The sequence below is a fragment of the Termitidicoccus mucosus genome (genome assembly GCF_038725785.1).
GTDB classification, from domain to species: domain Bacteria; phylum Verrucomicrobiota; class Verrucomicrobiia; order Opitutales; family Opitutaceae; genus Termitidicoccus; species Termitidicoccus mucosus.
Map to the genome: position 1 here is coordinate 6,928,941 of NZ_CP109796.1, position 22,764 is coordinate 6,951,704.

The window sequence follows — 22,764 nt, forward strand, 5'->3', positions numbered from 1 at the left end:
GCGCTGTAAATCGCGCCGCCGCCGTTGTAGCCGGAGGCGGTCGCCACGTTGCCGCTGAAATTCACAGTGCCGGCGGCGGTGAACGCCACGGCGCTGCCGCTGATCGCGCCGCCGAAGTTTGCCGTGTTGCCTTGGAACAGCGTGTAGCCGGCGCCGCCGACGGTGACGGTGCCCGTCGTGTAAATCGCGCCGCCGCTACCGTAGTTGTTAATAACGTTGTTGGTGAACGCCAGCGTGCCGGTGGTGGCGCTGAGGGTCACGTTGCCAACCGCCTCAATCGCGCCGCCGTTGCTCGGCGAGACATTGCCGCTGAAACTCACCGCGCCGTAGGTGCCGCCGATGCTGACGCCGCCGCCGCTGTAAATCGCGCCGCCGCCCGCGCTGCCGGCGGTGTTGCTGCTGAACAGCAGCGTGCCGCCAACCAGTGAGTTGATGACGACGTCCTGCGCGCTGTAGAACGCGCCGCCGTCGCCGCCGCCGCCGGTGGAGTTACCGCTGACGGTCACGTTGTTCGCGACCGTGGCGCTGAGGGTCAGCGCGCCACCCACCGCCTCGAACGCGCCGCCGTTGTTGCCGGCATTGTTGTTCAAAATGGAGATGCCGCCGTAGCTGCCGCCGATGGTGATGGCCGCGCCCACAAACCCGCCGCCGCTGCCGCCGCCGCCGCCGGTGTTGCTGCTGACGAGCAGCGAGCCATACGCGCCGTCAATGCCCACCGTGCCGCCGGTGAAAATCGCGCCGCCGCTGCCTTGCGAGTTGGCGTAGTTGTTGGTGAACGCCAGCGCGCCCGCCGCGGTGGCGCTGATGGTGACGTTGCCGCCGGCGAGGATGGCGCCGCCGTTTTTGCCGCCGCCGGTGTTGCGGTCAAATGTGATGGCACCGTAGCTGCCGCTGATGCCCACGGCGTTGCCGGCGCTGATGGCGCCGCCGCCCTGCGAGCTGTTGCCGCTGAAATTCAGCGCGCCACTGACCAGCGGATTGATGAAGATGCTGCCGTTGCCGGCGGCAATCGCGCCGCCGCTGCTGTTGGTTTTGTTGTTGGCGAAAGTGACGCTGCCGTAGCTGCCGCCGAACGCGAGGCTGCCGGTGATGCCGAGACCGGAGCCGACGTAGAGCGCGCCGCCGCTGGTGTTGGCGTAGTTGCCGGTGGCGGTGAACGCCGCGGCGGTGGCGCTGATGATCATGGCGTTGTTGGCGTTCCACGCGCCGCCCTCGCCGATGGCGGTGTTGCTGGTGAGCAGGATGTTCGCGTGGGTGCCGCCGACGGTGAGGACTTGGTTGGAATACACCGCGCCGCCCGGCCCGCCCGACGCGGCGTTGTTTTGGAACGCCAGATTGCCGCCGCTGTTGCCGAGCAGCGAGATGCTGCCCCACGCGAGCATCGCGCCGCCCGCGCCGCTGCTGGTGACGTTGTTGGCGAACAGCATGTCGTTCACCGTGTTCGCGGTGAAGCCGACGGCGGAGGAGGCGAAAATCGCGCCGGCATTGCCGTTGGAAGTGTTGCCGGTGAAGGCGATGCCGCCGAAATTGCCGCCGACGCTCACGTTGCCCTGCGTCGCGTAGAACGCGCCGCCGCCGCTCTGCGCGAAGTTGTTGGCGACCGTCAGCGAGCCGGTGCTGCCAGCCGCCGCGTTGCTGATGCTGATGCCGCCCGCCGAGCGAAACGCGCCGCCGAGGCCGCCGGTGGCGCGGTTGTTCGCAATGTTGATGAGGCCGTAGGAACCGCTGAGGGTGATGTTCGCGCTGCCCGCGGTGCCGGTGTTGAACGCGCCGCCGTAGCTGCCGCTGGTGACGTTGCCGCTGATGACCAGCGAGCCGGTGGTGACGCTCAGCGCGATGCCGGTGGCGCCGTACATCGCGCCGCCGTAATTGCTGGCGAAGTTGTTGAGAAACTGGATGGACCGGGACGCGCCGCTGAAGTTGATGCTTTGCCCCGAACTGACCGCGCCGCCGTAAGCGAAAGCGTCGTTGGCGGTGTTGGAGGTGAAAATCAAATTGCCCGCGGTGATGCCATTGCTGACGATGAAGCTGACGCTGCCCGTGGTGTAAATGAGCGATGAGTTTTTGTTGCCGAACTGGCCGAGGTACCAGCTGTAATTGTTCTGCGCCTGCAACCCGGCGCCATTGCTGGTGAAGGTCCAGGTGCGGGCTTGGTCACGGTAACTGGGATTGGGTCCGTACTCCGATTGCGTGCCGGAGGAAACTGTCGTATTCGCCGCCGCCTGCGCGAAGGCGGACGAAGGCATCAAAAACAGCAGCAGCAACCCGCATCCGCCGGCCTGCCCGAATATTTTTTGAAGGTTCATATTTTTCTCCTTTTTACAGACCCATCACTTTAAACATCCCGAAGTTCCAAGTAAGCGCGCGTCCGTGCGGTTGGCGGGATTAGGCCCGTAAACCGACGCCGTGCCAGTGCTGACGGCGGTGGTGAGGGTGATGTTGGCGGCGGTGCGGAGCGCGCCGCCGGTGCCGGTGGTGTTGGTGTTGGCGGAGATGAGGATGTCGCCGTAGCTGCCGTTGATGAAGAGCGAGCCGTTGCTGGCGGCAGTGACGTTGATGGCGCCGCCGTAGCCGCCGGCGGTGTTCACGTTGTTGGAGAGCTTGAGCAGGGCGGCGGCGCCGGAAGTGTTGAGGGTGAGGTTGCCGTTGTTGACCGTGATGAGGGCGCTGGTGCGGGATACGGAGGACGCGCCGGTGAAGGTGCCGCCGGCGCCGAGCGTGCAGGTCTGGCTGCTGTTGAACGTGACGGGGCTGTTGACTGTCTGCGCCCGCAGACCGGCAGCGCCCGCGAGACCAAGCATGGCAATCGGCCAGGCCAAGAGGGTAGTTCTCATAAATAAAAAGAGGACTGTCTTGTTATATCCACGCTAATGCAGGGCAGGGCGGCGGGATGGGCCGATGCCGGGACTGGTATTTGTTGTGGTGGTCGATTGCGCGCGAAGCGCGAAAAGGAGAAAGAAACCATATACGAGGGGAGCCGTGAAAACTGCTCATAGTATGGAACAATGTATTGATTAGTAAAATTTTAACAAAAAGAATATTTCTCCTGATATAAGTCAATCTCTTTGCATAAGCGTAAGTAGTGAAGGATGCAGCCGGAGGTGGTGCCAGCCAAACGCAGCCGTGCCCGCGATTGGGATCACGGGTGATAAAAAATTTAAGGATTCGAAAAATCTTCTGCGCATGCACTCACTCGATGGCTCATCAAATTTTGTCTTTGGATGGTTTTGTCAGCCCTGCACACCTTGCCCCGCCGGGCCATGGAAATTCGAATTCCCGGCCTGCGCGGTCGCGCTCACGGGCGCGGGGCGCCGCGCCCGTGAGCGTCCGAGGAAGCCGAAATCTTCCGTCGGGATGCATCTGCCCATCCTCAACCCGATGGGATTCTCGTCGAGTTCGAGCGTGGGGATCTCCTTCAGGACGGAATCGAGCACCCGCGCCCGCGCCTGGTAATACAGGCCCTTTCTGGCATAGACGGCGCCCCTGATGGTGATTTTCGCGCCGCTGGCCAGGTATCCGCGCACGGTGAAGGAATACCGCGCCATGGGCAGCGAGTCGAGCAGCACGGGCTCGCGCGCGTCTTCCGGCGGTACGGGATTTTGGTTCTGGCCCGCGCCACCTGCTGTTGGTCCGGTTTTCATGACGGCCTCCTTTACCAGAGCCGGCGGTAGCCGAGGTTGACCGACCAGGGGCGCTCGTAGGCGGCGGCGCGCGCGTATTCGTAGTCCCAATACAACTGGGCGAGGTCGCCGACGCGGTAGCTCGCGCCAAAGCCGAACTCGACCCGCTTCCCGTCGAAGTCGGCCTGCAACTCGCGCCCGTGCGCCGTGACGGCGCCGCCGTCGCTGTCCACCGAGACCGCCGCAAACCTGCCATACGGGCGCCAGCGGCTGCGGGCAAGGTCGAGGCCGAAGCGCAACTGCGCGCGGTATTGCGCGCCCGTCACGGAGCCGACCCGCACGCGCATGGGGCGCACCAGCGCGGAGGGGAGCGTGTCGTAGGTCGCGCTTTCCATGCGGAAAACCGCCGCCTGCAACGAGGGTTCGAGCCACCAGCCGTCGCGGGAGCGCGTGATGCGTTTGCCCGCCTCGGCCGAGAAACCGAGCGCGCCGGCGGAGTAGTTTCCACGCGTCACGCCGCCGTCCACCGCGCGCGCCTCGAGCTTGTTTTTGTAACGGTCGGCGCGGCCCACCAGGTCGGCGAACCAGCCGCCGGCGGTGGCGCGCGTGAGGTAGGCGCCGACGCCGGCGTTGCGCGTCTCGCCGCTGCCGCCGTTGTGGAACTCGCGGCTCACCGCGCCCATGTCAACAAACCCGCCGAGCAGCGTCGCGCCGTTTTCGAGGTGGAAGGTCTTGTCCGCGCCGGCGGTCACGCCGTAGCCGTATTGGCGGAAATCGCGCCCGGTGAGCGCGTTCGAGGCGGTCAGGCGGTAACCGCGCGAGCGCACCCAGACGTTGCCGGAGTCGTGGTCGAGCGTGCGGTCGCCGCGAATCTCGCCCAGGCGCAGGCGCAGGCTGTCGAGGCTGTGGTGCCAGTCGAGGCCGGCGGCGGCCACGGTATTCAAGATGGCGTCGGCGGCGTGGCTGAGGCGCGCGTCGGTGAGATACCATGTTTGCGGGTCGGGGATTTCCGGGGTGCCGTCGCCCGGCAGCAACTCGAAGACGGTCAGGTCGTATTCCATCACGCCGCCGCCGGCCAGTTGGAAGACCGCGCCGCCGGTCCGCGCGTGGATGAGCTCGACCGACGTGTTCGCCACCCGCGGGATGCCGTGGGGGTTTACGACGACGGTGTGCGCGCCGTTGCCGGCGTCGGCGATGTCGAGAAAGTTCGCGGCGTCGCCGGCGGAGACGACGCCGGGATAAAGCGCGGAGAAGTCCACATTGAACTCAAACACGCCCGCGCCGCCGGCGAGAGTGCGGATGCCCGCGACGGGGAAAAGCGGCCGGCCGCCGCCGATGGTTTCGGGCCGCGCGAAGGCGAGCCGCCCGCCGTTCAGCGCCAGCGCGCCGATTTGCGCGGCGTCCGCCTCCAGCGTGAGCACCGAGGCCGCGTCGAGCGTCACCGCGCCGGGCGAGCCGCCGAGCGCGAGGGCGTCGCGGATGAGCGCGCGCGAGTTGGCGAGCCGGGTGTTCGCGATGGTGTTCGCGTGGCCGAGCACGAGATTGCTGTCGGTCAGGACGAAGGTGCCCGAGCCGGCCAGGACGTTGCGCAGCGTGCCGGTCACGCCGAGCGTCTCGAAGGTCGCGCCGGCGGCCGTGCCGATGGCGGCGTCGCCGAGGCCGGATTCATCGGTCACGCTCACGCGGCCTTGCGCGATGCTGCCGGTGCCGTGGAAGCCCGCGCTGGCCGCGGTGAGCGTCGCGGTCGCGCCGCCGGTTTTTAAGAAGAGGCCCGCGCCGGACAGCACATTGGCCATCGTGCCGCCGGCGGCGAGGTCGAGGCGCAGCGTGCCGTGGTCGGCGATGGCGCCGGTGCCGAGCGCGGCGGCGTCCTTCAGGTCGGCGGTCGCGCCAAGCGCGATGCTGGTGCTGGCGGTCAGGCCGGTGTTCGCGTTCGTGATGGTGAGCGTGCCGCCGGCGAGGGCGAGCGCGCCGGAGCCGGTGAGCGCGCCGGCGCTGGCGCCGCCGTTGAGGATGGCGAGGGTGCCGGTGTGCAGATTCAGGGTGCTGCCGGCGGCGCCGTCGAGCGCGCCGATGGTTTGCGCGGTGGCGTTCAGGTCAAAGGACGCAAGGGGCGCAAGGGACAGAAGGGAGGTCGCGCCGAGCGCGCCGTTCACACCGGCGATGACCGTGCCGGTTTCAATCGTGGTCGCGCCGGAGTATGTGTTCGTGCCGGTGAGCGTGATGGCGCCCGCGCCGGCGCGGAAGTTCACCGGGCCGGTGCCGGTAAGCGCCGCGCTGAGCGTGCGGTCAACCGCGTCCGCCGGCGCGGCGGCGTCGATGATCAGGCCGCTGTTCGTCTTCAACTGCGAGAGCACGTAGTCCACAAAAATGCCCGCGCCTCCCGCCCCTCCCGCCGTGTCTTTTGCGGCGACGGCCTTGTATTCGTAGGTCGCCTCGATGTCGCCGTGCACGCCGTCGGAAACCACGAGCGTGGAGCTCACGGGCAGCGCGGCGGCGGCGCCGTTGAGCGCGAGGTTCATCTGCGTCTCCGCGCCGGCGAGCGCGTCCGCGGCCACGACCTTCAACGCGCTGTCGCCGGGGCCGTCCTGGTCGAGAAAATTGGTCGCGAGCGGCGCGCCGGGCGGCGTGAGGAGCGCGGCGCCGTCGAGGTCGATGGTCGTCGCGCCGGCGGCGGGGCCGGTCACGTCGAGCACGGCGATGGTGAGCACGTGCGCGGTGTCCGCCGAGCGCATTTGCACGGCGAGCGTGCCGCCGTTGGGCGCGAGGCCGTGGATGCGCATATCGTCGTTGGCCGCGCCGGCGTTGGTGCCGAGCGTGACCAGCGAGCCGGCGCCGGGCCGCAGCGTCGCGTGCGCGAGCGCGGCCTCGTTGGGCGTGGCGTCGGCGAGTGCGTAGCGCGCATGGCCGAGCGTGACAGTGCCGGTGAACGCGCTGCCGGTCGCGGCGGTGAAGGCGAACTCCCCGCCGCCGAGCCCGGCGTCGAGCGCGCCGCCGCCGGTGAGCGTGTTCGCATAATTCCAGTCGCTGCTGCCGGTCGCGTGCAGGCGCAGCGTGCCCGTGATGGCCGTGGTCGCGCTGCCGAGGCTGGCGGGCTGCGTCACGCCCATGTCGCCGAAAATGTCCCACAGGCCGGCGAAGGCGCTGTTGCTTCCGGTGACTTCCACCGCGACGGGCGTCGCAAGCGACGCCCCTACGGCGACGGTGCCGCTGCCGGAGAGGGTGTTGGCGAGCGTGCCGCTTGCGTCGAGCACGAGCAGGGCGTTGTCCTCGATGCCGCCCGCGCCGAGGCCGCCGAGGCTGGTTTTGAGCGTGATCGCGCCGCCGTCGATGAGCGTCGCGCCGGTGCGGGCGTTGGACTGGCTGATGACGAGATTGCCCGCGTTTTGTTTCACAAGTCCGCCGGCGCCGGTGAGCGCGTTGGCGAGGTTCCACGTGCCGGAGTTGGCGGCGATAAAGGTGCCGGTGACGGCGATTTCGGCGGAGCCGGTGTGCTTCGCCTCGGAGGCGGTGAGCGCGCCGGTGTCGAGGATGGCGATGGTGCCGCTCGCGTTGCTGCTGCCGGTGAGCGTCACGCGCGCGTTGTTTTCCAGGACGACGGCGCCCGCGCCGTTGAGCGAGTGGGCGAGCGTGCCGCTCACGCCGTTAAGGAGCAGCGTGCCGGTGGCGGCGGTGGTCACCGTGCCGGCGGAGCCGAGCGCGGCGATGTGCCGCAGCTCCAGCGTGTCGGTCGCGCCGGCGGTGGTTTCGAGCGAGACGGCGTTCGAGCCGGTGATGACCAGGCGCGCGTGGCTGCCGCCGGCGTTGAGCGTGCCGGTGCCGGCGAGCGCGCCGTCGCCGGCGAGGGTGCCGCCCGCGCGGGTGTCGAGCGTGCCGAGCGTGGCCAGGTCAACCTTGCCGCCGCCGCTCACGTCCACCGCGCCGAGCGCCGTCAGGCCGGCCGCGAGGTCGAGCGTGAGCGTGCCGGTGTTGGCGAGCGGACCGCCGACGGTGCCGGTGGCGCGCGCGCCGAGCGTGAGCGCGCCGGTGTTTGAGAGGGAGCCGCCGACGGCCAGGGTGCCGCCGGTGACGGCGCCGCCGATGGTCGCGGTGCCGGCGTTGAGGAAGATGCCGTCGATGAGCGCGGAGGCCGCGTCGAGGCGCGCGCCGGTGCTGCCGGTGTAGGCGCCGGCTTCGAGCGCGCGGGGCGCGAGGGCGGCGGCGCCGGCGTTGGCGAGGGTGCCGCCGATGACCACGGGCGCGCCGCCGAGGGTGGCGGCGAGGGTGCCGGTGGCTGAGGTGTTCGTATAGTTGCCGTCCACGGTGAGCGCGCCGGAGGTGAGGCTGACGAGGCCCGCGCTGGCCGCGCGGCCCGTGCCGAGCGTGTCACTGACGGTCAGCGTGCCCGCGCCGGCGAGCAGCGACGCGCCGGCGGCGAGGTCGAGCGCGCCGGCGTTTTGGCTGCGGTTGTCCAGGTCCACGGTGGTGTTTGCGAGCTGCGCGATGAGCGCGGTTTGGCCGAAGGCGTTGTTGGTTTCGAAGTGGACGGTGCCGGTGGCGACGGTGGTCGTGCCGGTGTAGTCGCTGGCCGCGTTGCCGATGCGCGCGGCCGCCGGGCCCGCCTCCACGCGGAAGCCGCCTGCGCCGGTGAGTTTCGCGTCGAGGACGTTGGTCGAGCTGGCGTTGAGCAGGAGGATTTGCGTGCCGGAGTTGGCGGCGAGTTCCTTCAGGCCGTAGCCGATGAAGACGCCTTTCGCGCCGTCGGCGCGCGCGCCCATCGTCGCCACGTAGTCGTAGCGCGCGGTGCCGCTGCCGCCGGCGATGGCGCGCTCAACCACGGTGCCGGTCGTGATGACCGCGCCGTTCTGGTCCGTGAGGCCGATTTGCGTGTAGGTGTCCACGGTGCCGGTCGCGACCACCGCCTGCAACTGGTGGCGCGAGGACGAGCCGCTGTCCTCGAAAAAGTTCTGGCTGCCGCCCACGGGCGTGCCGGCCACGCCGGTGAGGTCGAGCCCGTTGGCCTGCAAGGTGCCGCCCGCCGCCGCCTTGAGCATGCCCGCCACGGTGAGCGTGCCGCTGAGCGTGTTGCCGCCGGTGAGGTTCACCGCGACCACGCCGCCCGCGAGTTCGAGCGAGCCGAGCGTATAGTGGTCGTCGATGGTCGCGCGGCCTTCCGCGCCGAGCGAGAGGAGCGCATGGCCCAGCGCGCCGGCGCCGGTGCGGTCGGCGGCGGAGAAACCGTAGGCGCCGCGCTGGAGGTTTACGCGGCCGAGGAAGGCGGTGCCGGTGCTCGCGTTAAACGTGAGCGTGTCGGACACCGTGGCGAGCGCGACGGTGAGCGCGCCGCTGCCGCTGAGGGCGTTTATAAAATCAAAACCGCCCGCCGCCGGCGGCGCGAGGAACAGGCCCGCACCGCCCGCCGCGATGTCCACCGCGCCCGCGCCGAGGTTGTCCTGCGATGCGACCGTGCCGCCGCCGAGGACGCGCCAGCCGCCGGTTTGCGTGTTCGTGCCGGTGATGGCGACGGCGGCGGCGGTGATGATGGTGGTGCCGCTGCCGCCGGTATTCCGGTCGTAGGCGGTCAGGCCGGTGTCGAGCACGAGCGCGGCGTCGTTCACGACCGCGGACGCGCCGAGCGCGAAGTTGTTTCGTGCCGCGAGCGTGCCCGCGCTCACGAGCGTGGTGCCGCTGTGGGCATTGCTCGCGCTGAGGATGAGCAGGCCCGCGCCGGCCTTCGTGAGCGTGTCGCCGTCCCAGCCGGCGTGCGCGGTCGTGTCGTCGAGCGGCACGTCCACCTCGAAGCTGCCACTGGTCACGGTGAACGTGCCGTGTGAGTTGGTCGGCGTCGCATACCACGAGAGCACGCGGCCCGCCGCGTAGTCGGTGCCGCCGTTCACGATGAAGCCGCCCGCGTGGATGTAGTCCTCGGCGCCGGCCGCGACGCCGAGGTCAACCGAGTCGAAGTTGCCCCGGATCGTGGTCGAGCTGCGCAGGACCACGCGGTAGTCGCCGGCGAGGTCGCTGGCCTTCGCGACCGCGCCGCCGGCGGCGAAGCCGTCCACCTCCAGCGCGCCGGCGAGCGTGGCGCTTTGCGCCGTGATGAAAATGTGCCCCGTGCCGCTGCCGGCCAGGTCGAGCGCGAGCACGGAGTATCCGTTTTGCGAATACGTGCCGCCGACCTCCGCGCGACCGCTGCCGCTGAGGGCGAGGCGGCCGGCGCCGGATTCGGAGCCGGTCGCGCCGTCGGTGGCGACAACGCCGACAGCCAGATTGCGCCCAACGGTGACGACGCCGCTGCCGCTCACGACGGCGGCGCCGCTGCCGCTCCACTGGTCGCCGGGGCTGTTGAAGTGTGCGTTGCCGAGCAGGAGGTCGCGCCCGGTGGCGACGGTGCCGCCGCTGACGGCAATCGTGGCGGAGAGGTTGAGGCCGGAGTCGTTTTCCGCGAAGCCGGCAACCAGGTCGTTGTTCGCGCGGAACAGACCGTTGCCGCGCACCGTGAGCACGCCCGTGGCGTCGTTTTGGTAAGCCAGATAGGCATCTCCGTTGATTTCCACACGGGCGCTGTCGCCAATCACGACCTCGCCGCGCGAGGAACTCTCGCCGCCGACAATCATGTGGCTGCCCGTGACCACGCCCGAGCCGCCGATCGCAAGCGTGCCGGTGCCGAGGTAGCCGACCTCGATGTAATTGCCGGTCACGGTGCCGGAGACGGCCAATGCGCCAGAGGTGTCGTCGGCGCCGCCGACAATGATGCTGTTGCCGGCAAGCAAGCCGGCGACGCTGCCGGTGCCGACCGCATCGGTGCCGCCGAGCGAAGCGTTGCCGAAGGTAATGCTGTCGGCGCTGACCGTGCCTCCCGCCGCGATGTTCAGCGCGCCCGTGCCGCTGTTGCCGACGGTGATGTTGCCCGTCGCGCCCCAGAGGGCGCCGGACGACACGGAGGTCGTCCCTCCATTGATGTAGCCCGCGCCGGTGGTGCCCGTCCAGCCGGTGATGGCGAGCAGGCCGCCGTCCACGGTGACGGTGCCGGTGAAGGTGTTGCTGCCGGAGAGGGTGAGCGCGGCGTCGCCGGTCTTCGTGAAGTTGCCGCCGCCGGTGATGGCGCCGGCGTAGGCGGTGTCGGCGGTCTGGTGCGCCGTCAGCGTGTTTGTGTTCGAGCCGAACAAAATCGCGCCCGTCGCCGCGCCGCCGAGGTTGTTCACGGTCTGGTCAAAGCCGCCCAGGGCGAAGACGCCGTTGTTCACCAGCGCGGTGCTGCTGGCGATCACATCGGTGACGCCGGCGCGCAGGGTGCCGGTGGATAGGGTGGTCGTGCCGGTGAAGGTCTCCTGCGTGTTCAGCGTGATGGCGCCGGTGGCGGCGATTTGCAGGTTGCCGCTGCCGCTGACGAGGGCGTGCAGCTCGTCGCCGCCGGTCGGCGCGGCGGTGTCGTCGCCGGCGAGCACAAGCGTCTTGCCCGCCTGGAGGATGAGTTCGTGCAGGGAATGGTCGATTCCCAGCGTGCTGCCGGTGAGGGCGAGGGTATGGCTGTAAACGCCCAGCGCCTCCGTGCCGCTGCCCACCGCGCGCGTGCTGCTCGCGCCGAGCGTCACGCCGGCGGAGTCCACGAGCCGCGCATCCGCGGCGGCGCCGGTCACGTTCTGCGCGACGACGAGCACGCCGCCGCCGCCCTCGTCCTGCCGGAGCAGCGGGCCCGCGCCGAGGTCGGCGGGGTCGAACCGCACCGCGCCGCCGCCGCCCGCGGCGATGGCGAAGTCGGTCACGAAGGCCGTGCCGGTGAACGCCGCCGTGCCGCCGCCCAGCACGAGGCCGAGCGCGGACTGCGAGCCGCTGGTCACGTCGAGGATGCCGCCGGTGGCGGCGAGCGTGGAGCTGGCGAGCGCGGCGCTCGCGGTCGCGTCCCAGATGAAGGCGCCGCCCGCCGCGTCCACCACGCCGGCGAAGGCCGAGCCCGCGCCCGCGCCGAGGGCATGGGCGCCGCTGCCGCCGAGCCGGAGCACGCCGCCGCCGGTGAGCGCGTTGCCGAGGGTGATGTTTGCCGCGCCGGCGGTCGCCAGCGTGCCGGTGAGCGCGACGGAGCCGCCGCCGAGGTTTTGCGTGCCGGTGATGGTCGCGGCGGAGTTTTGGGCAATTTGCCATGTGCCGGTGAAGGCGGTGTTGTCGCCGGCGAGGGTCACCGCTGCGCCGACGGCGGTTTGCGCGAGGCCGGAGCCGGCGGTGGCGTTGGCGTAGGTGCCGGTGAAGGAGAGGTCAAGGGACGAAGAGGACGCAAGGGACGCAAGGGAATCGCCGAGCGCGCCGGCGTCGGCGGCGACCAACACGCCGCTGCTGATGTTCGTGGTGCCGGTGTAGGCGTTGCTGGCGGTCAGCGTGAGCGTGCCGCCGGCCGAGGTGAAGCCGTTGCCGCCGCTGATGACGCCGCTGAGCGTGCCGCCGCCGATGAGGCTGTCGAGCACGCCGCCGGCGGCGAGGACGTTGTTGGCGAGGTTCAGGCCGTTCGCGTCGAGGCGCAGCGTGCCGCCGGCCAGCGTCGTCGTGCCGGTGCCGAGGGCGGCGTTGGCGGTGATGCCGGTCACGCCGGCGGCGGCGGTGAAGCCGCCCTGGAAGGTGTTCGCGGCGGTGAGGAGCAGCGTGCCGGAGCCGGTTTTCACGAGGCCGCCGGTGCCGCTGAGGACGCCCGTCGCGGTCAGCGTGTCGCCGGGGGCGGCGAGGTCGAGGCCGCCGCCGCGGATGTTGCCGCCGCCTGCGAGGGTCGCGCTGCCGACGAGGGCGAGCGTGCCGCCGAGGGTGTAGTTGTTCGCCAGCAGGCGGTCCGTCCCGCCGGTGTCGAGCGCGCCGCCGTTAAAGGTCAGCGCGTTGCTGCCCAGCGCGGCGGCATGGCCCATGCGCACCGTGCCGACGTTCAGGGTGAAGCCGCCGGTGAACTGGTTTGCCGCCGCGAACACCACCAGCCCGGCGCCTTCCTTGCTCACCGCGCGGCCGTTCGCCGTGATGGCCTTGTTGAAGGTGAGCGTGCCGGTGTCGGCATTGGTGATTTCGAGGTTTTTGTTCAGGCTCACCAGCGCGTCGATGACGACGGAGTTATCGGTGCTCGCCTGGATGTAGGCCGCCCCGGAGGACGAGTCGAGGCTCAGGTTGTAGCCGCCGCCGCCGTCGCTGATGGTGTAGCCGTCCGCCACGGTGCTGCCGAGCAGCAGGCCGCCCAGCACCACGCTCTGCGTAAGCTCGATGGTCTTGCCGTCGAGCAACGGGTCGAGGTCGTGGAACGCCGCTACCGCGCCGGGCGCGTTTGGCGTGCTGTTCGGCTCCCAGTTCAGCATTTGGCTGACGTGCCAGAAATTGTTGCCGCCGCTGCCGCTCCACTCCGCGCCGGAGCCGACGGGGACGAGCTCCAGCAGCCCGAGGTAGTTGCGCGTCGGGCGCGCGCCGGACAGGTAGTTCACGCCGGGGGTGGCGTCGGTGAACGAGATCGAGTTCAGCAGCGCCGCGCCGGGCGCGGCGCCGCTGAATTGCAGGCGCGAGGCGCCGCCGCCGGCCAGTTCGCCGTCCCAGTTGGCGACGAGGAGCGAGCCGCTCCACGCGGGCGTCGCGCCGCCGAGGGTGAGCACGCCGGTGCCGTGCAGGTCGATGGTGGCGGCGGTGCCGGAGAGGTGGAGGAGCGCGCCGGAGAGCACGGCCTCGGCGCCGGCGGCGATGTCGAGCGTGACGTTGTCGCCGAGCGTGAGCCGGGCGACATCGGGCGAGTTGACGCTGCCGAGGGTGAGCGCGCCGCCGGTGTAGTCGAGGTTTGCGGTGGCGAGTTTGCCGCCGGTCCAGTCAAACGCGCCGGCTTGCAGCCTGAACTCGCCGCCGGCGACGATGTTCGCACCGGCGAAGGTCACGGTGCCGGTGGTGTTTTGCACGAGGTCGCCCGCGATGTTCAGGTAGCCATGGTCGTTGCCGGTGATGACCATGCCGCCGTCGGGGTTCAGATGCGTGACCACGCTGCCGCCGGTGACGGCGCCGCTTGCCTCGGTGACGTTCACGTTCGCGGTGTGGGCCGTGCTGTTGCCCTCAAGCACGAGGTGGCCGGCGAGGAACACGCTGCCGGTGGTGATGAGTTCCAGCGTGCGCCTGTAGGCGCCGCTGACGAAGCTGACCATGCCGGTGCCGAAATAGTTTTCGCCCGCGATGTTTTTGCCGAGCGAGATGCTGCCGTCCACCGCGTCGGCGGAGAGCGTGCCTTGGGCGAGCCGCGTGTCGCCGGTGTAGGCGTTGCTGCCGCTCATCAGCCAGAGCGTGCCGGTGCCGCTCTTCGTCAGGCCGCCCGCGCCGGTGAGGGAGAAGTCCGGCCCGAAGGCGGCGGTGCCGCCGTGGACGACGATGGTTTTGTCGCTGGCGAGGGTCATCGTCTGCGCGGGGTTGAGCGTCAGCAGGCCGGCGCGGCCGTCGAGGTTGACGTTGGCTCCGGCGAAGGCCAGCGGGTTGGCCAGCGTGACGTCGCCGCCGTGGCTGGCGACCTTGGCCACGGTGCTGTTGTTGAAGGTGAAGGTGCCGGTGCCGAAGGCGTGGTCGTTGGCCACGGCGAGCGTCATGCCGGCGTTGAGCCGGGTGTTGCCGGTGTAGGAGTTTGAGCCGAGGAAGATCATCGTGCCGCTGGTGGTGTCGTAATCGCCAAACCACCAGTTGCCCGCGCCGGTGATGTCGTGCCCGTCCTCGATGGTCATGACCACGCCGGCCTCCAGCGTGAAGCGCGCGCCGGCGATGTCACCGGTGTCCGTGAGGCGCGTGGAGTGGCCGGCGGCGAGGGCGAGGGTGCCGCTGCGGACGATCGTGCGGTCGCCGGAGAAGGTGATGTCGTTTTCCAGCCGGCGGCTGCCGCCGAGCAGGTCGAGGTAGGTGATGCCGCCGCCGGTGAAGGCGAGGGTACCGGTGCCGAAGGCGCGGTCGCTGCCGACGCCGATGTATTGCTCGTAGTAGGTGCTGCCGCCTTTGCTGAGCGTGACCCCGCCGGAGAAGGTGTTGTCGCCGAGGAGATCAACGCGCGTCGCGCCGGGGATGAGGAGGCCGCCCGCGCCGCCGATGTCCAGGTCGAGGACGAGCCTGCTCCTGCCGCCGGTGGCGTTGCTGCTGTTGCCGCCGTTGCCGGAGAGCGTCCAGGTGCCGCTGGCGAGGGTGCCGGCGCCGGTGGTGGAGCGCAGGATGAGCGTGGCGTTGGTGTTTACGGTTTGCTGGCCGAAGAAAAGGTTGCCGGCGAGCTCGAGCCCGCCGAGGTCCACGGTGCGGGTGATGCCGGCGGCGCCGGGTTGCAGGCTATACCACATGCCCGCCGCGCCGGTGCCGATGGCGAGGGTGCCGGTGCCGAAGAGCGTGCCGTCCGCCGTCAGCATGAGGCGCGGGGCGGTGCCGGCGGTCGGGCCGTTCGGGCTGGTGGCGGTGCTGCCGATCCAGCGGAAGCCGCCCGAGAAATCACTCGTGGCGGCGCTGCCGCCGATGGCCAGCCATTTGGTGCCGCCCGGGGCCGAGTTGACGAGGGTGATGCCGCCGGGGCCGCTGATTTTGTTGTTCAGGGCGGCTTGCATGTTGTTCGGGGTGGCGAGGGCGGAGGTGAGCAGCAGGTCGCTGTCGAGCTGCCACGCGGCGGTGAAGGTGGGGATGTTGCCGTTGACGAGCCTCAGCGCGGCGGTGCCGGTGGGGTCGCTGAAGCGCAGGGTGCCGGAGCCGCCGAGGGTGAAGGTGGCGTTGGCGTGGGAGATTTCGAGCGTGCCGACGGTGAACGCGCCGTCCACGAGGATGGTTTTGCCGCTGAGCGCGTTGTCCATGTTGCGGATGGCGGCGTAGGCGCCGGGGGTGTTCGGGGCGCCGCCGAGCCAGTCGGCGTCGGCACTCCAAGCGGAGCCGGTGAAGGAGGCGCCGGGGTTGCCCGACCATTCGAGGGCGGTGTCGCCGGTGGGGGCGAGATACCATTTGTTGGAGCCGGGCGCGGTCTCCAGCCATTCCGCGCCGGGAGTGTAGCCGGTGAAGGCGATGCGGTCGAGCTGGGCGCCGTTGACGGCGGTGTCGGTGACGTAGACGTAGGTGTCCGTCACGCCGGTGGCGCCGGTTTTGTTCCAAGTGCCGGAGGTGTTGGCGATGTTGAGCTGGTGCGTGGGCAGCCACGCGCCCGCAGAGGTGCCGCTGAGCCGGAGGAAGGTCATCGTGGCGTGGTCGCCGAGGAAGAGGCCGGCGTTGCCGGACAACTGCAAGACGCCCAGGTCGTCGTGGTGCGTGCTCGCGGCGGCTTCCAGCACGCCGCCGGTCATGTAGGTGACGTTGAAAGTGCCGCTCTGGTTCAGGATCAGCCGGCCGCCATTCATGTTCAGGCTGCTGCCGCTCACCATCGTGTCGAGGATGGCGGTGCCGTTGTTGCCTTTGAGCAACTGTCTGAGGCCCGTCACCGCCGAGCCGGTGAACCACGTGGTGCCGGTGCTCACATCGTTGTAGAATGCCATCGAGGGAAAATTCGCCCACGCGATGCCGTCGTTCACCACCGTGCCGGTCAGGTAAAGGGACAGAGTGGCGCCGTTGAGGGTGCCGGTGTCCTGGAGCAGGACTGTGGTGTTTGCGCCGCCGCCGTTGATACGCAGGTTGCCCGGCCCGTTGACCGTGCCGCGCACTTCGGAGGTGGAGTTGTTGGACAGAGACATCATGACCTCGCCGGCGGTGATGTTGATGTCGCCGCTGCCGAGGTAGTTCCGGCCCGCGACGGAGCCGCCGATGACGATGCCGCCCGCGCCGGCGTTGGTGCTGATGTAGCCGCTTTGGGCGAGGGTCAGGCCGCCGCTGAAGGTGTTGTTCGCGCTGAGCAGGTGGAGCGCTCCCATGGCGCCGTTTTTGACGAGCGCGCCGGTGCCGGTGAGGTTGGTGGTGGCGCTGAAGGTGACGGACTGGTTCCAGACGACGTTGCCCGGCGCCTCGTTGACGGTGATGGTGCGGGTGCCGGTGAGCTCGACGTCGCCGCCGTAGCCGAAGGTGAGGTAGCTGGCGGTGAAGTCGCCGTTGAGGACGAGGGGATTGGTGAGGGTGACGACGGAGCGGGCGTTGGTGACATAGAGGTTTCCACCCAGGATTCTGCCGCCGTTGATGGTGAGCGTGCCGGTGCCGGGGCGGGCGGCGGAAAGGCTCATCTGGCTGCCGGGATTCAAGACCGTGCCGCCTTCGTAGGTGTTGTTGGTGCCGTAGAGATTAAGGTTGTGGTTGACGATCAGCGCCCCGGAACCGGAGATGTTGCCGCCAAACTCGTGCTGGCCAAACAGGGTCAGGTCGCTTTTGAGCACGGAGCCCGCGCTGTAAACGTAAACCGAGCCGCCGTTGTTCCGCGCCACGGCCGCGCTGCCCGACACGCCGCTGTCCCAGACGATGGTGCCGTTGGAGACGCTTCTGCCGGTGGTGTCGTTGGCCACGTTGACGATCAACTGTCCCCAAGTGACGGTGGAGCCGCCGAGGTTGAGGCTGGTGGAGGCGCCGGCGTTGATGACGGCGGTGACGCCGGGGTGGTTGGGGATTTCCATGCCGGCGACGTTCGTGCCGGTGCCCCAGTTGCGGTAGTCGAAGTAGTTGGCGTTAATGCTGTGCCAGGTGCCGGTGTAGAAGGCGGCGGGTTTGTATTCGTTGGCAACGCTGCCGGGGGCGGTGTCGGCGACGACGCCTTTTTCGAAGCCGTAAACCCAGACGTCGTCGGGATTGACGGTGGAGCCGGGGGCGAGGACGAGGCGGTCTTGGGTGGCGGCGCTGCCGTCGAGGAGGTGGGAGGTGGGGTTGCCTTCGTAGTTGAGGATGTTGACGTCGCCGGTGTTGCCACCGGTGAGGGTGAGGGTGCTGGCGCCGGAGCCGGGCGCGCCCATGTCGAGGCGGAGGAAAGCGAGGTTGCCGACCTTGATGCTGCCGATGCTCTGGTCGTAACCGCCGAGGCTGAGGGTGGCGACGTTGTAGTAGGGGTTGCCCAGGATGTCGGCGTAGCCGGCGAGGACCTCGATGTCGGCGGCGAGCTGGTGCGCTTTGCGGAAGAGGACGGTTTGCGGGAGCGCGCCGGTGGAGGTGACGCCGAGGGTGAGCGTGCCGGAGAGGGCGAGGTCGGCGGCGGTGCCGAGGTCGAGGGTGCCGGAGCGGAGGAAGAGGTTTGCCGCCGAGAGCGAGGCGACGGAGTCGGCGATGCGGAGGGAGCCGGGGCCCTCTTTTGTAATGTCGCCGAGGCCGGTGATGACGCTGGAGCCCGCTCCGGAGATGGTCTGCACGGTGGCGGCGGTGGCGCCGGCGCCGGAGTCGAGCCAGAGGTCGGGGGCGTGGAGGATGGAGCCGGAGTTGAACTGGAAATCGAGGCCGGAGAGGCGCAGCGTGCCGGAGGCGGCGGGAGTGGCGGCGTCGCCGTCGAGCGTGCCGCCGTCGAGGACGAAGGAGCCGCCGGTGTGGGCGGCGGCGGCGCGGAGGATGTCGGCCCGGGAGCCGGCGGCGAGGGTGAGCGTGCCGCCGGCGGCGAGGCGGACGGACTGGCCGGTGGCGGAGGTGAGGATTTGGAGGACGGTGGCGGCGGCGGGGTTGGCGCCGGAGAGGGAGACGTTGCCCGTGCCGAGGTTGTTGGCGCCGGCGACGGAGCCGCCGATGACGAGCGAGGCGCCGTCGGCGGAGCGGATGGCGGTCTCGGTGCGGCCGGCGTTGAGGACGAGGCCGCCGGAGAAGGTGTTGTCGGCGTGGTTGAGGCGGAGGATGCCGAGGCCGGTTTTCACGAGGGTGGAGCCGTCGCCGGCGAGCGCGCCGTTGAGCGTGGCGACGGAGGACTGGAAGCCCACGTCGATGGCGAGGGCGCGGCCGGCGGCGTCGAGCGGGCCGCCGAGGGTGAGGGTGGAGGGGTGGCCGTCGTCAGGATTGGAAAGGGCGATGTTGAGGTCGGTGACGAGGGCGACGGACGACGAGACGGTGACGTCGTGGTGATGTTCGACGCGCCAGATGGCCGGGGAGAGGCCGCCGCTGTCGAAGACGAGGAGGCCGCCGTCGAAGGCGAGCGCGGTGGCCGTTTCGTTGCCCTGCACGCCGTTGATGAGCAGCGAGCCGAGGGTGGCGGAGCCGGTGAGGGTGACGGCCTTGTCGCCGGGGTTGGTGGCGGCATTGAATATGGCGAGGTCGCCGGGGGCGCCGGGGACGGCGGAGCCGAGCCAGTTGGCGGCGTCGGACCAGGTGCCGGAGCCGGCGGTCCACTGCGCGGAGAGGCGCGCGGAGGCGGGGAACGCGAGGGCGAGTAACGCGGCCAAGAGGCCGGAGGCGAAACGCACGCCGGGAGCGGCGGGGAGACGGAGGGCAGGAAGGGCGATATTCATTTTAGTTTTACAATAATAAGGTGATTGAAACTGATGTCGCACAGTCGAATGCCTGAGGGTAGGGCGAAGCCGCTGTGCTGCGCCGTGGCGGTTCGTGGCTCGGCGGGACGTCCCGCCCTACCACGGCATGGCGTCCGCCCGCATGTATTTCTTGCGTTTCGCGCGATTACCTCGAACTGCGGGGTGGGGAAAAACTATTTCCGCAATAACAAGTTGAGTAAGTTTTTTTATGCCCTCCATGTCACTTGCAATAACATTCGCGCCGCTGCGCGTGCGGACAGCGAAACTGGACGATGTGGCAAGTGGAAAAAGCATTTCGGTGGCAGAAGGAACGTAGAAGGAAAAACTTTGCATTTCCGTGCTGCCGCAGCCTAGCGAAAGATTTTTGGAACCGCTGTCAAATTTTACTTTTGTTTATCAATAATAGGCTACATACACGGGCGTTTTCATAGGTTTGCATCTTGGTTGATTGGTGCTTTTGGCGGCGGATTTGAAAAATCCGCCGCCAATTTGCATAGGTTTGATGGTTCCTCGTTATTTGAGGATGCCGCTTTGCTTGGAACGGTGGCTGTTGCCGGGCTTGCCGAACCCCTGTGTCCGGTTGTGATTAAATCACTGGGATGGCTTATAAAGCTGACTTTAAAAGCCTCATTCGCTTTTAGCGATTCCAGCCTTAAATTTTTAAAGCGAACTTGTCTTCGTCGCATTCGATGTGCTTGTCGTGCTGGAGCATTCGGCAAAGGAATGATCCGGCATCTCCTGTCATGCGCAAGGTGCAGTTGGATCTGCGATGTTCATACGCCTTTGTGCGCGTGCCGCATGGCGCGCGCCGCCGCGTCCTCGCTGGCCAGCATCCAGCCGAGCAAGCCTTGCGCGATGCCGTGGCAGGCGGGCTGGTCGCGCGTGCCGGTCATCCGCAGCCCCTTCAACAACGGCGCGACCTGCGCGGGCATGTCCCCCCGTCCACCAATGCCGCCAGCAACGCTCCAGCCAGGCCGTGTCCGCCCCGTCGTGCGTGACGAGCAGCGGCAGGAAGCCGTCGCACACCAGATTGTCCAGCCGCGGGCCGCCGATGGCGCCACCGCAGATTTCGTCTTCCACGGCGGAGCGCAACTTTCGCGCCTCGTTTGCCCGCCGCCAGTCGTGCGTGGACAACTCGTCGGCACGGGCAGGTTTCGAGGCCGAAGGCTGGCAGTCGGCACTCCCTTGACGGGCGAAGATGCTGGCGAGGCGGGTGGGCCAGCCCGGGCTCGCGGCGACCCACGCGGCATACTGGCGCAGCCGCGCGCGCGGGTGGTTCGCCGGGCGCGCCCCCTGCTTGCTCCACGCGCCGCGCGCGGCAATTTCCGCGAAAACCGCGTCGGCAAAGCGTTCGCCCGCGCCGCCGCCGGGTTCGGCATCGGCGTTTTCCCGCCATGTGCCGAGCGGCCATTAGGTCGCCACCGCGAGCATCGGGGCGCGGTTCGCCCGGCGTGCTCCGGCGCGCCGCCGGAGGCGTCGTGTCGGAGCGCCCGGGCGCGGCCTTGGCGGTGCCGGCGCCGTTGCCACGACCGCCCGCTACTCCAGCCTCTCGCTCGAAATCGGGCGCCGCGTCGCGTTGCGCGATTTCTTCTGGCTGGAGGCCGGCGCGCAGACCGCGGTCGCGTTCCTCGGCTCTGCGCGATTACGCGACCAGCGACGGCGATGCCGTCCGCCTCGACCGCGCCACCGCGTGGCAGACCCGCGCCCGCCTCCGCGCCGGCGCCGACCTCGGACGCTGGTCGCCCCACATCAAGTTCGCCGAGGTCCGCAGCGATACGAGCGGCGGCGCGCTCCACGCCGACGGGCGCTCCCGCGCGCCCGCCTTCGACGGCTGGCGTTTCGGGGCCGGCCTCGGCTCGAGCTGGTTCATCGACGAGCGCAGCCAGTTGTATTTCGACTACGAATACAACAAAGCCCCCGCCTACGAACGCCCTTGGTCCCTGAACCTCGGCTACCGGAGGGATTGGTGAGCCACGCCGGGCGCGGCAGTTGAAGTTGGAAGTTTAAGTTCAAGCCCATGCCCGCCGCCCAACTTAAACTACGCGCGAAGCGCGCCTTTGTGTGCGATAAAAAATCGAACCAATTATTTAGCCACAAAAAGTTACAAAAATCATTTTCAATGCGAACATCACACCGTGCGCCTATAGGCGCATCTGGATGTTCAATATGCAGGCTGATTTTTTATGACTTTTTGTGGCCATAAAAACCGAACCATTATTTTTAACAGGATTTCAAGATTTTACATGATTAACAGAATTGAAAACCAATGATATTATCAATTCTGGCCGTCCTGAAAAATCCTGAAATCCTGCCCAAAAAATCAAACCGATAAAATAGCCACAAAGATGCACAAGAAGCACAAAATAATCACTGATGCTGCGTGCCACGTAGCATCAGTCAATAAAACAAACTCCGGTCAAGGCTGCGGTACCCGCTTGTTCAACTCTGCCGCGTCCGCCGCCTTCTTCAACGCCAGTTGGAACGCGCTATCCGTCACATGATGCCGCCGCCTCACACCACTCACCGGGTCGCGACTCAACCCGCGCGACGCAAACAGCCACTGCCACTCCCAGCGCTCGCCCGCCCCCGCATACTTGCGCCCAGTCCCTCCGGCAGCCATACCCCCGGCACCCCTTCGGCCCGATCCTCCCGCCACAGCCGCTTCAGCCTCTTCAAATGCTCCTCCAGCCGTTCCCTCAACACCGCCGGCAGCACCGTCACCCGGTCCTTGTCGCCCTTGCCCCCATTCACGATCAACGCCCCGCGCTCCAAATCCACATGCTGCACCCGCAGGCGCAACAGCTCCATCAACCGCACTCCCGTCCCATACATCAATTCCGCCATTAACGACCACGTTCCCTCCAATCGCCCGAACAGACGCCCGCACTCCTCCCTCGACAGCACCACCGGCGCCCGCCTTTTCGCCGCCGCCCGCTGGAAGTCGATCTTTCCCAGCACCCGCCCCAGGCCCTTTTCCAGAAAGAACACCAGCGCATTCAACGCCTGCTTCTGCGAAGCCGGACTCAGCCGCGACTCCACTGCCAGCCTCGATAAAAATTCCGCCACATCCTCCCCGCGCGCCTCCCGTGGCGGCCTCCCCTTCAAAAACACCACGAACCGCGCCGCCCACTCCCGGTAAGTCGTCTCCGTGCGCCACGCCAGATGCGCCCCCCTTGCGGCCACGATCAGATCCCTCTCCCAGTCCGCGCGCCCCAGGTCCGCCGCGCCCGGCGGAGGTTCCATCTGGGCGGACGGAACCTCCCTCCGGTGAAAAGTGGGGACGGGCGTTCCCGTCTCCTGACTTGGCCGATTGCGCGGCCTGTCCGCGTCGCCCAAGTCATTGCCGCCAGTCCGGGGCGCCACCCCGGCCGCCCTCCTGAAAAACCATCGCAACGCCTCCCTCTCGGCCTCCGCGATGCGCGTCTCCGCCAAATACGCCCGCACCACGCGAATCGACGCCCCGCAACGCCGTGCCTTGCAAAAATGTAAAAACGACAGCACCGCCCGCTCGTAAAAAACCATCGTTTCGGGCGGTAATGCCTCTTCCCGCAAAACAGCCTTCCAATGTGGAAACGAAACCGCGCGCGACTCATCGCGGAAGAGACCGCCCGCTGCCGGATTGGTGGGATTGTTCATGAAAAAGCTTCCGGAAAATGATTTTGACGAGATTGATCGCCGCATCCCAAAAAGCCAAATTCAAAAACCAAATTTCAAGAGCCCCGGTATTGACAATCAAAATGATAAGGCAAATATCCCTGCCATGTTTCCCCTTCCACAACCCAAGGCCAGTTTGGCCTAATAACACTGTTAGC

The 22,764-nt window shown here is 68.3% G+C and carries 9 protein-coding genes (1 of these 9 cut by a window edge); 3 read left to right on the forward strand and 6 right to left on the reverse strand.

Translation table 11 applies throughout. The features are described from left to right. From OH491_RS24375 to OH491_RS24395, 5 genes are all read right to left on the reverse strand, one after another. On the reverse strand, nucleotides 1-2,306 hold the 5' portion of the coding sequence (locus OH491_RS24375) for an autotransporter-associated beta strand repeat-containing protein (protein WP_342750741.1). It extends 48,532 nt beyond the left edge of the window; 2,306 of the gene's 50,838 nt are visible here — the first part of the coding sequence; the start codon lies at nucleotides 2,304-2,306; its stop codon lies off the left edge, out of view. 24 nt (nucleotides 2,307-2,330) lie between these two features. Next, nucleotides 2,331-2,834, reverse strand: coding sequence for a hypothetical protein (locus OH491_RS24380; protein WP_145928517.1), 504 nt, complete (start codon nucleotides 2,832-2,834; stop codon nucleotides 2,331-2,333). Between the two features lie 396 nt (nucleotides 2,835-3,230). Further along, complete coding sequence (locus OH491_RS24385) at nucleotides 3,231-3,641, reverse strand: hypothetical protein (RefSeq protein ID WP_068768617.1); 411 nt, start codon at nucleotides 3,639-3,641, stop codon at nucleotides 3,231-3,233. Between the two features lie 11 nt (nucleotides 3,642-3,652). Continuing rightward, a complete protein-coding gene (locus OH491_RS24390) occupies nucleotides 3,653-18,931 on the reverse strand; it encodes an autotransporter-associated beta strand repeat-containing protein (protein WP_342750742.1) in 15,279 nt (5,092 codons plus the stop codon). Nucleotides 18,932-19,725: 794 nt separating this feature from the next. Then, on the reverse strand, nucleotides 19,726-19,884 hold the full coding sequence (locus tag OH491_RS24395; RefSeq protein ID WP_334318996.1) for a hypothetical protein: 159 nt from the start codon (nucleotides 19,882-19,884) through the stop codon (nucleotides 19,726-19,728). Nucleotides 19,885-19,928: 44 nt separating this feature from the next. Between OH491_RS24395 and OH491_RS24400 the strand changes: the two genes are divergently transcribed. Continuing rightward, nucleotides 19,929-20,141, forward strand: a complete 213-nt coding sequence (locus OH491_RS24400) for a hypothetical protein (protein WP_145928516.1) — start codon at nucleotides 19,929-19,931, stop codon at nucleotides 20,139-20,141. 262 nt (nucleotides 20,142-20,403) lie between these two features. Continuing rightward, entirely contained in the window at nucleotides 20,404-20,922 is a 519-nt protein-coding gene (locus tag OH491_RS24405) for an autotransporter outer membrane beta-barrel domain-containing protein (RefSeq protein WP_068768614.1), read from the forward strand. Nucleotides 20,923-21,487: 565 nt separating this feature from the next. Here OH491_RS24405 and OH491_RS24410 read toward each other — a convergent pair. Further along, on the reverse strand, nucleotides 21,488-22,588 hold the full coding sequence (locus tag OH491_RS24410) for a phage integrase N-terminal SAM-like domain-containing protein (RefSeq protein WP_334318995.1): 1,101 nt from the start codon (nucleotides 22,586-22,588) through the stop codon (nucleotides 21,488-21,490). Between OH491_RS24410 and OH491_RS24415 the strand changes: the two genes are divergently transcribed. Continuing rightward, on the forward strand, nucleotides 22,587-22,751 hold the full coding sequence (locus OH491_RS24415) for a hypothetical protein (RefSeq protein ID WP_334318994.1): 165 nt from the start codon (nucleotides 22,587-22,589) through the stop codon (nucleotides 22,749-22,751). The two genes, OH491_RS24410 and OH491_RS24415, sit on opposite strands and share 2 nt — an antisense overlap. The last annotated feature ends 13 nt before the right edge of the window (nucleotides 22,752-22,764 follow it).

What these genes read in the sequence shown, in the direction of transcription:
- OH491_RS24380 (WP_145928517.1), bottom strand. Translation starts at nt 2,834, where the DNA reads ATGAGAACTACCCTCTTGGCCTGGCCGATTGCCATGCTTGGTCTCGCG.
- OH491_RS24385 (WP_068768617.1), bottom strand. Translation starts at nt 3,641, where the DNA reads ATGAAAACCGGACCAACAGCAGGTGGCGCGGGCCAGAACCAAAATCCC.
- OH491_RS24390 (WP_342750742.1), bottom strand. Translation starts at nt 18,931, where the DNA reads ATGAATATCGCCCTTCCTGCCCTCCGTCTCCCCGCCGCTCCCGGCGTG.
- OH491_RS24395 (WP_334318996.1), bottom strand. Translation starts at nt 19,884, where the DNA reads ATGCCCGCGCAGGTCGCGCCGTTGTTGAAGGGGCTGCGGATGACCGGC.
- OH491_RS24415 (WP_334318994.1), top strand. Translation starts at nt 22,587, where the DNA reads ATGAAAAAGCTTCCGGAAAATGATTTTGACGAGATTGATCGCCGCATC.
- OH491_RS24410 (WP_334318995.1), bottom strand. Translation starts at nt 22,588, where the DNA reads ATGAACAATCCCACCAATCCGGCAGCGGGCGGTCTCTTCCGCGATGAG.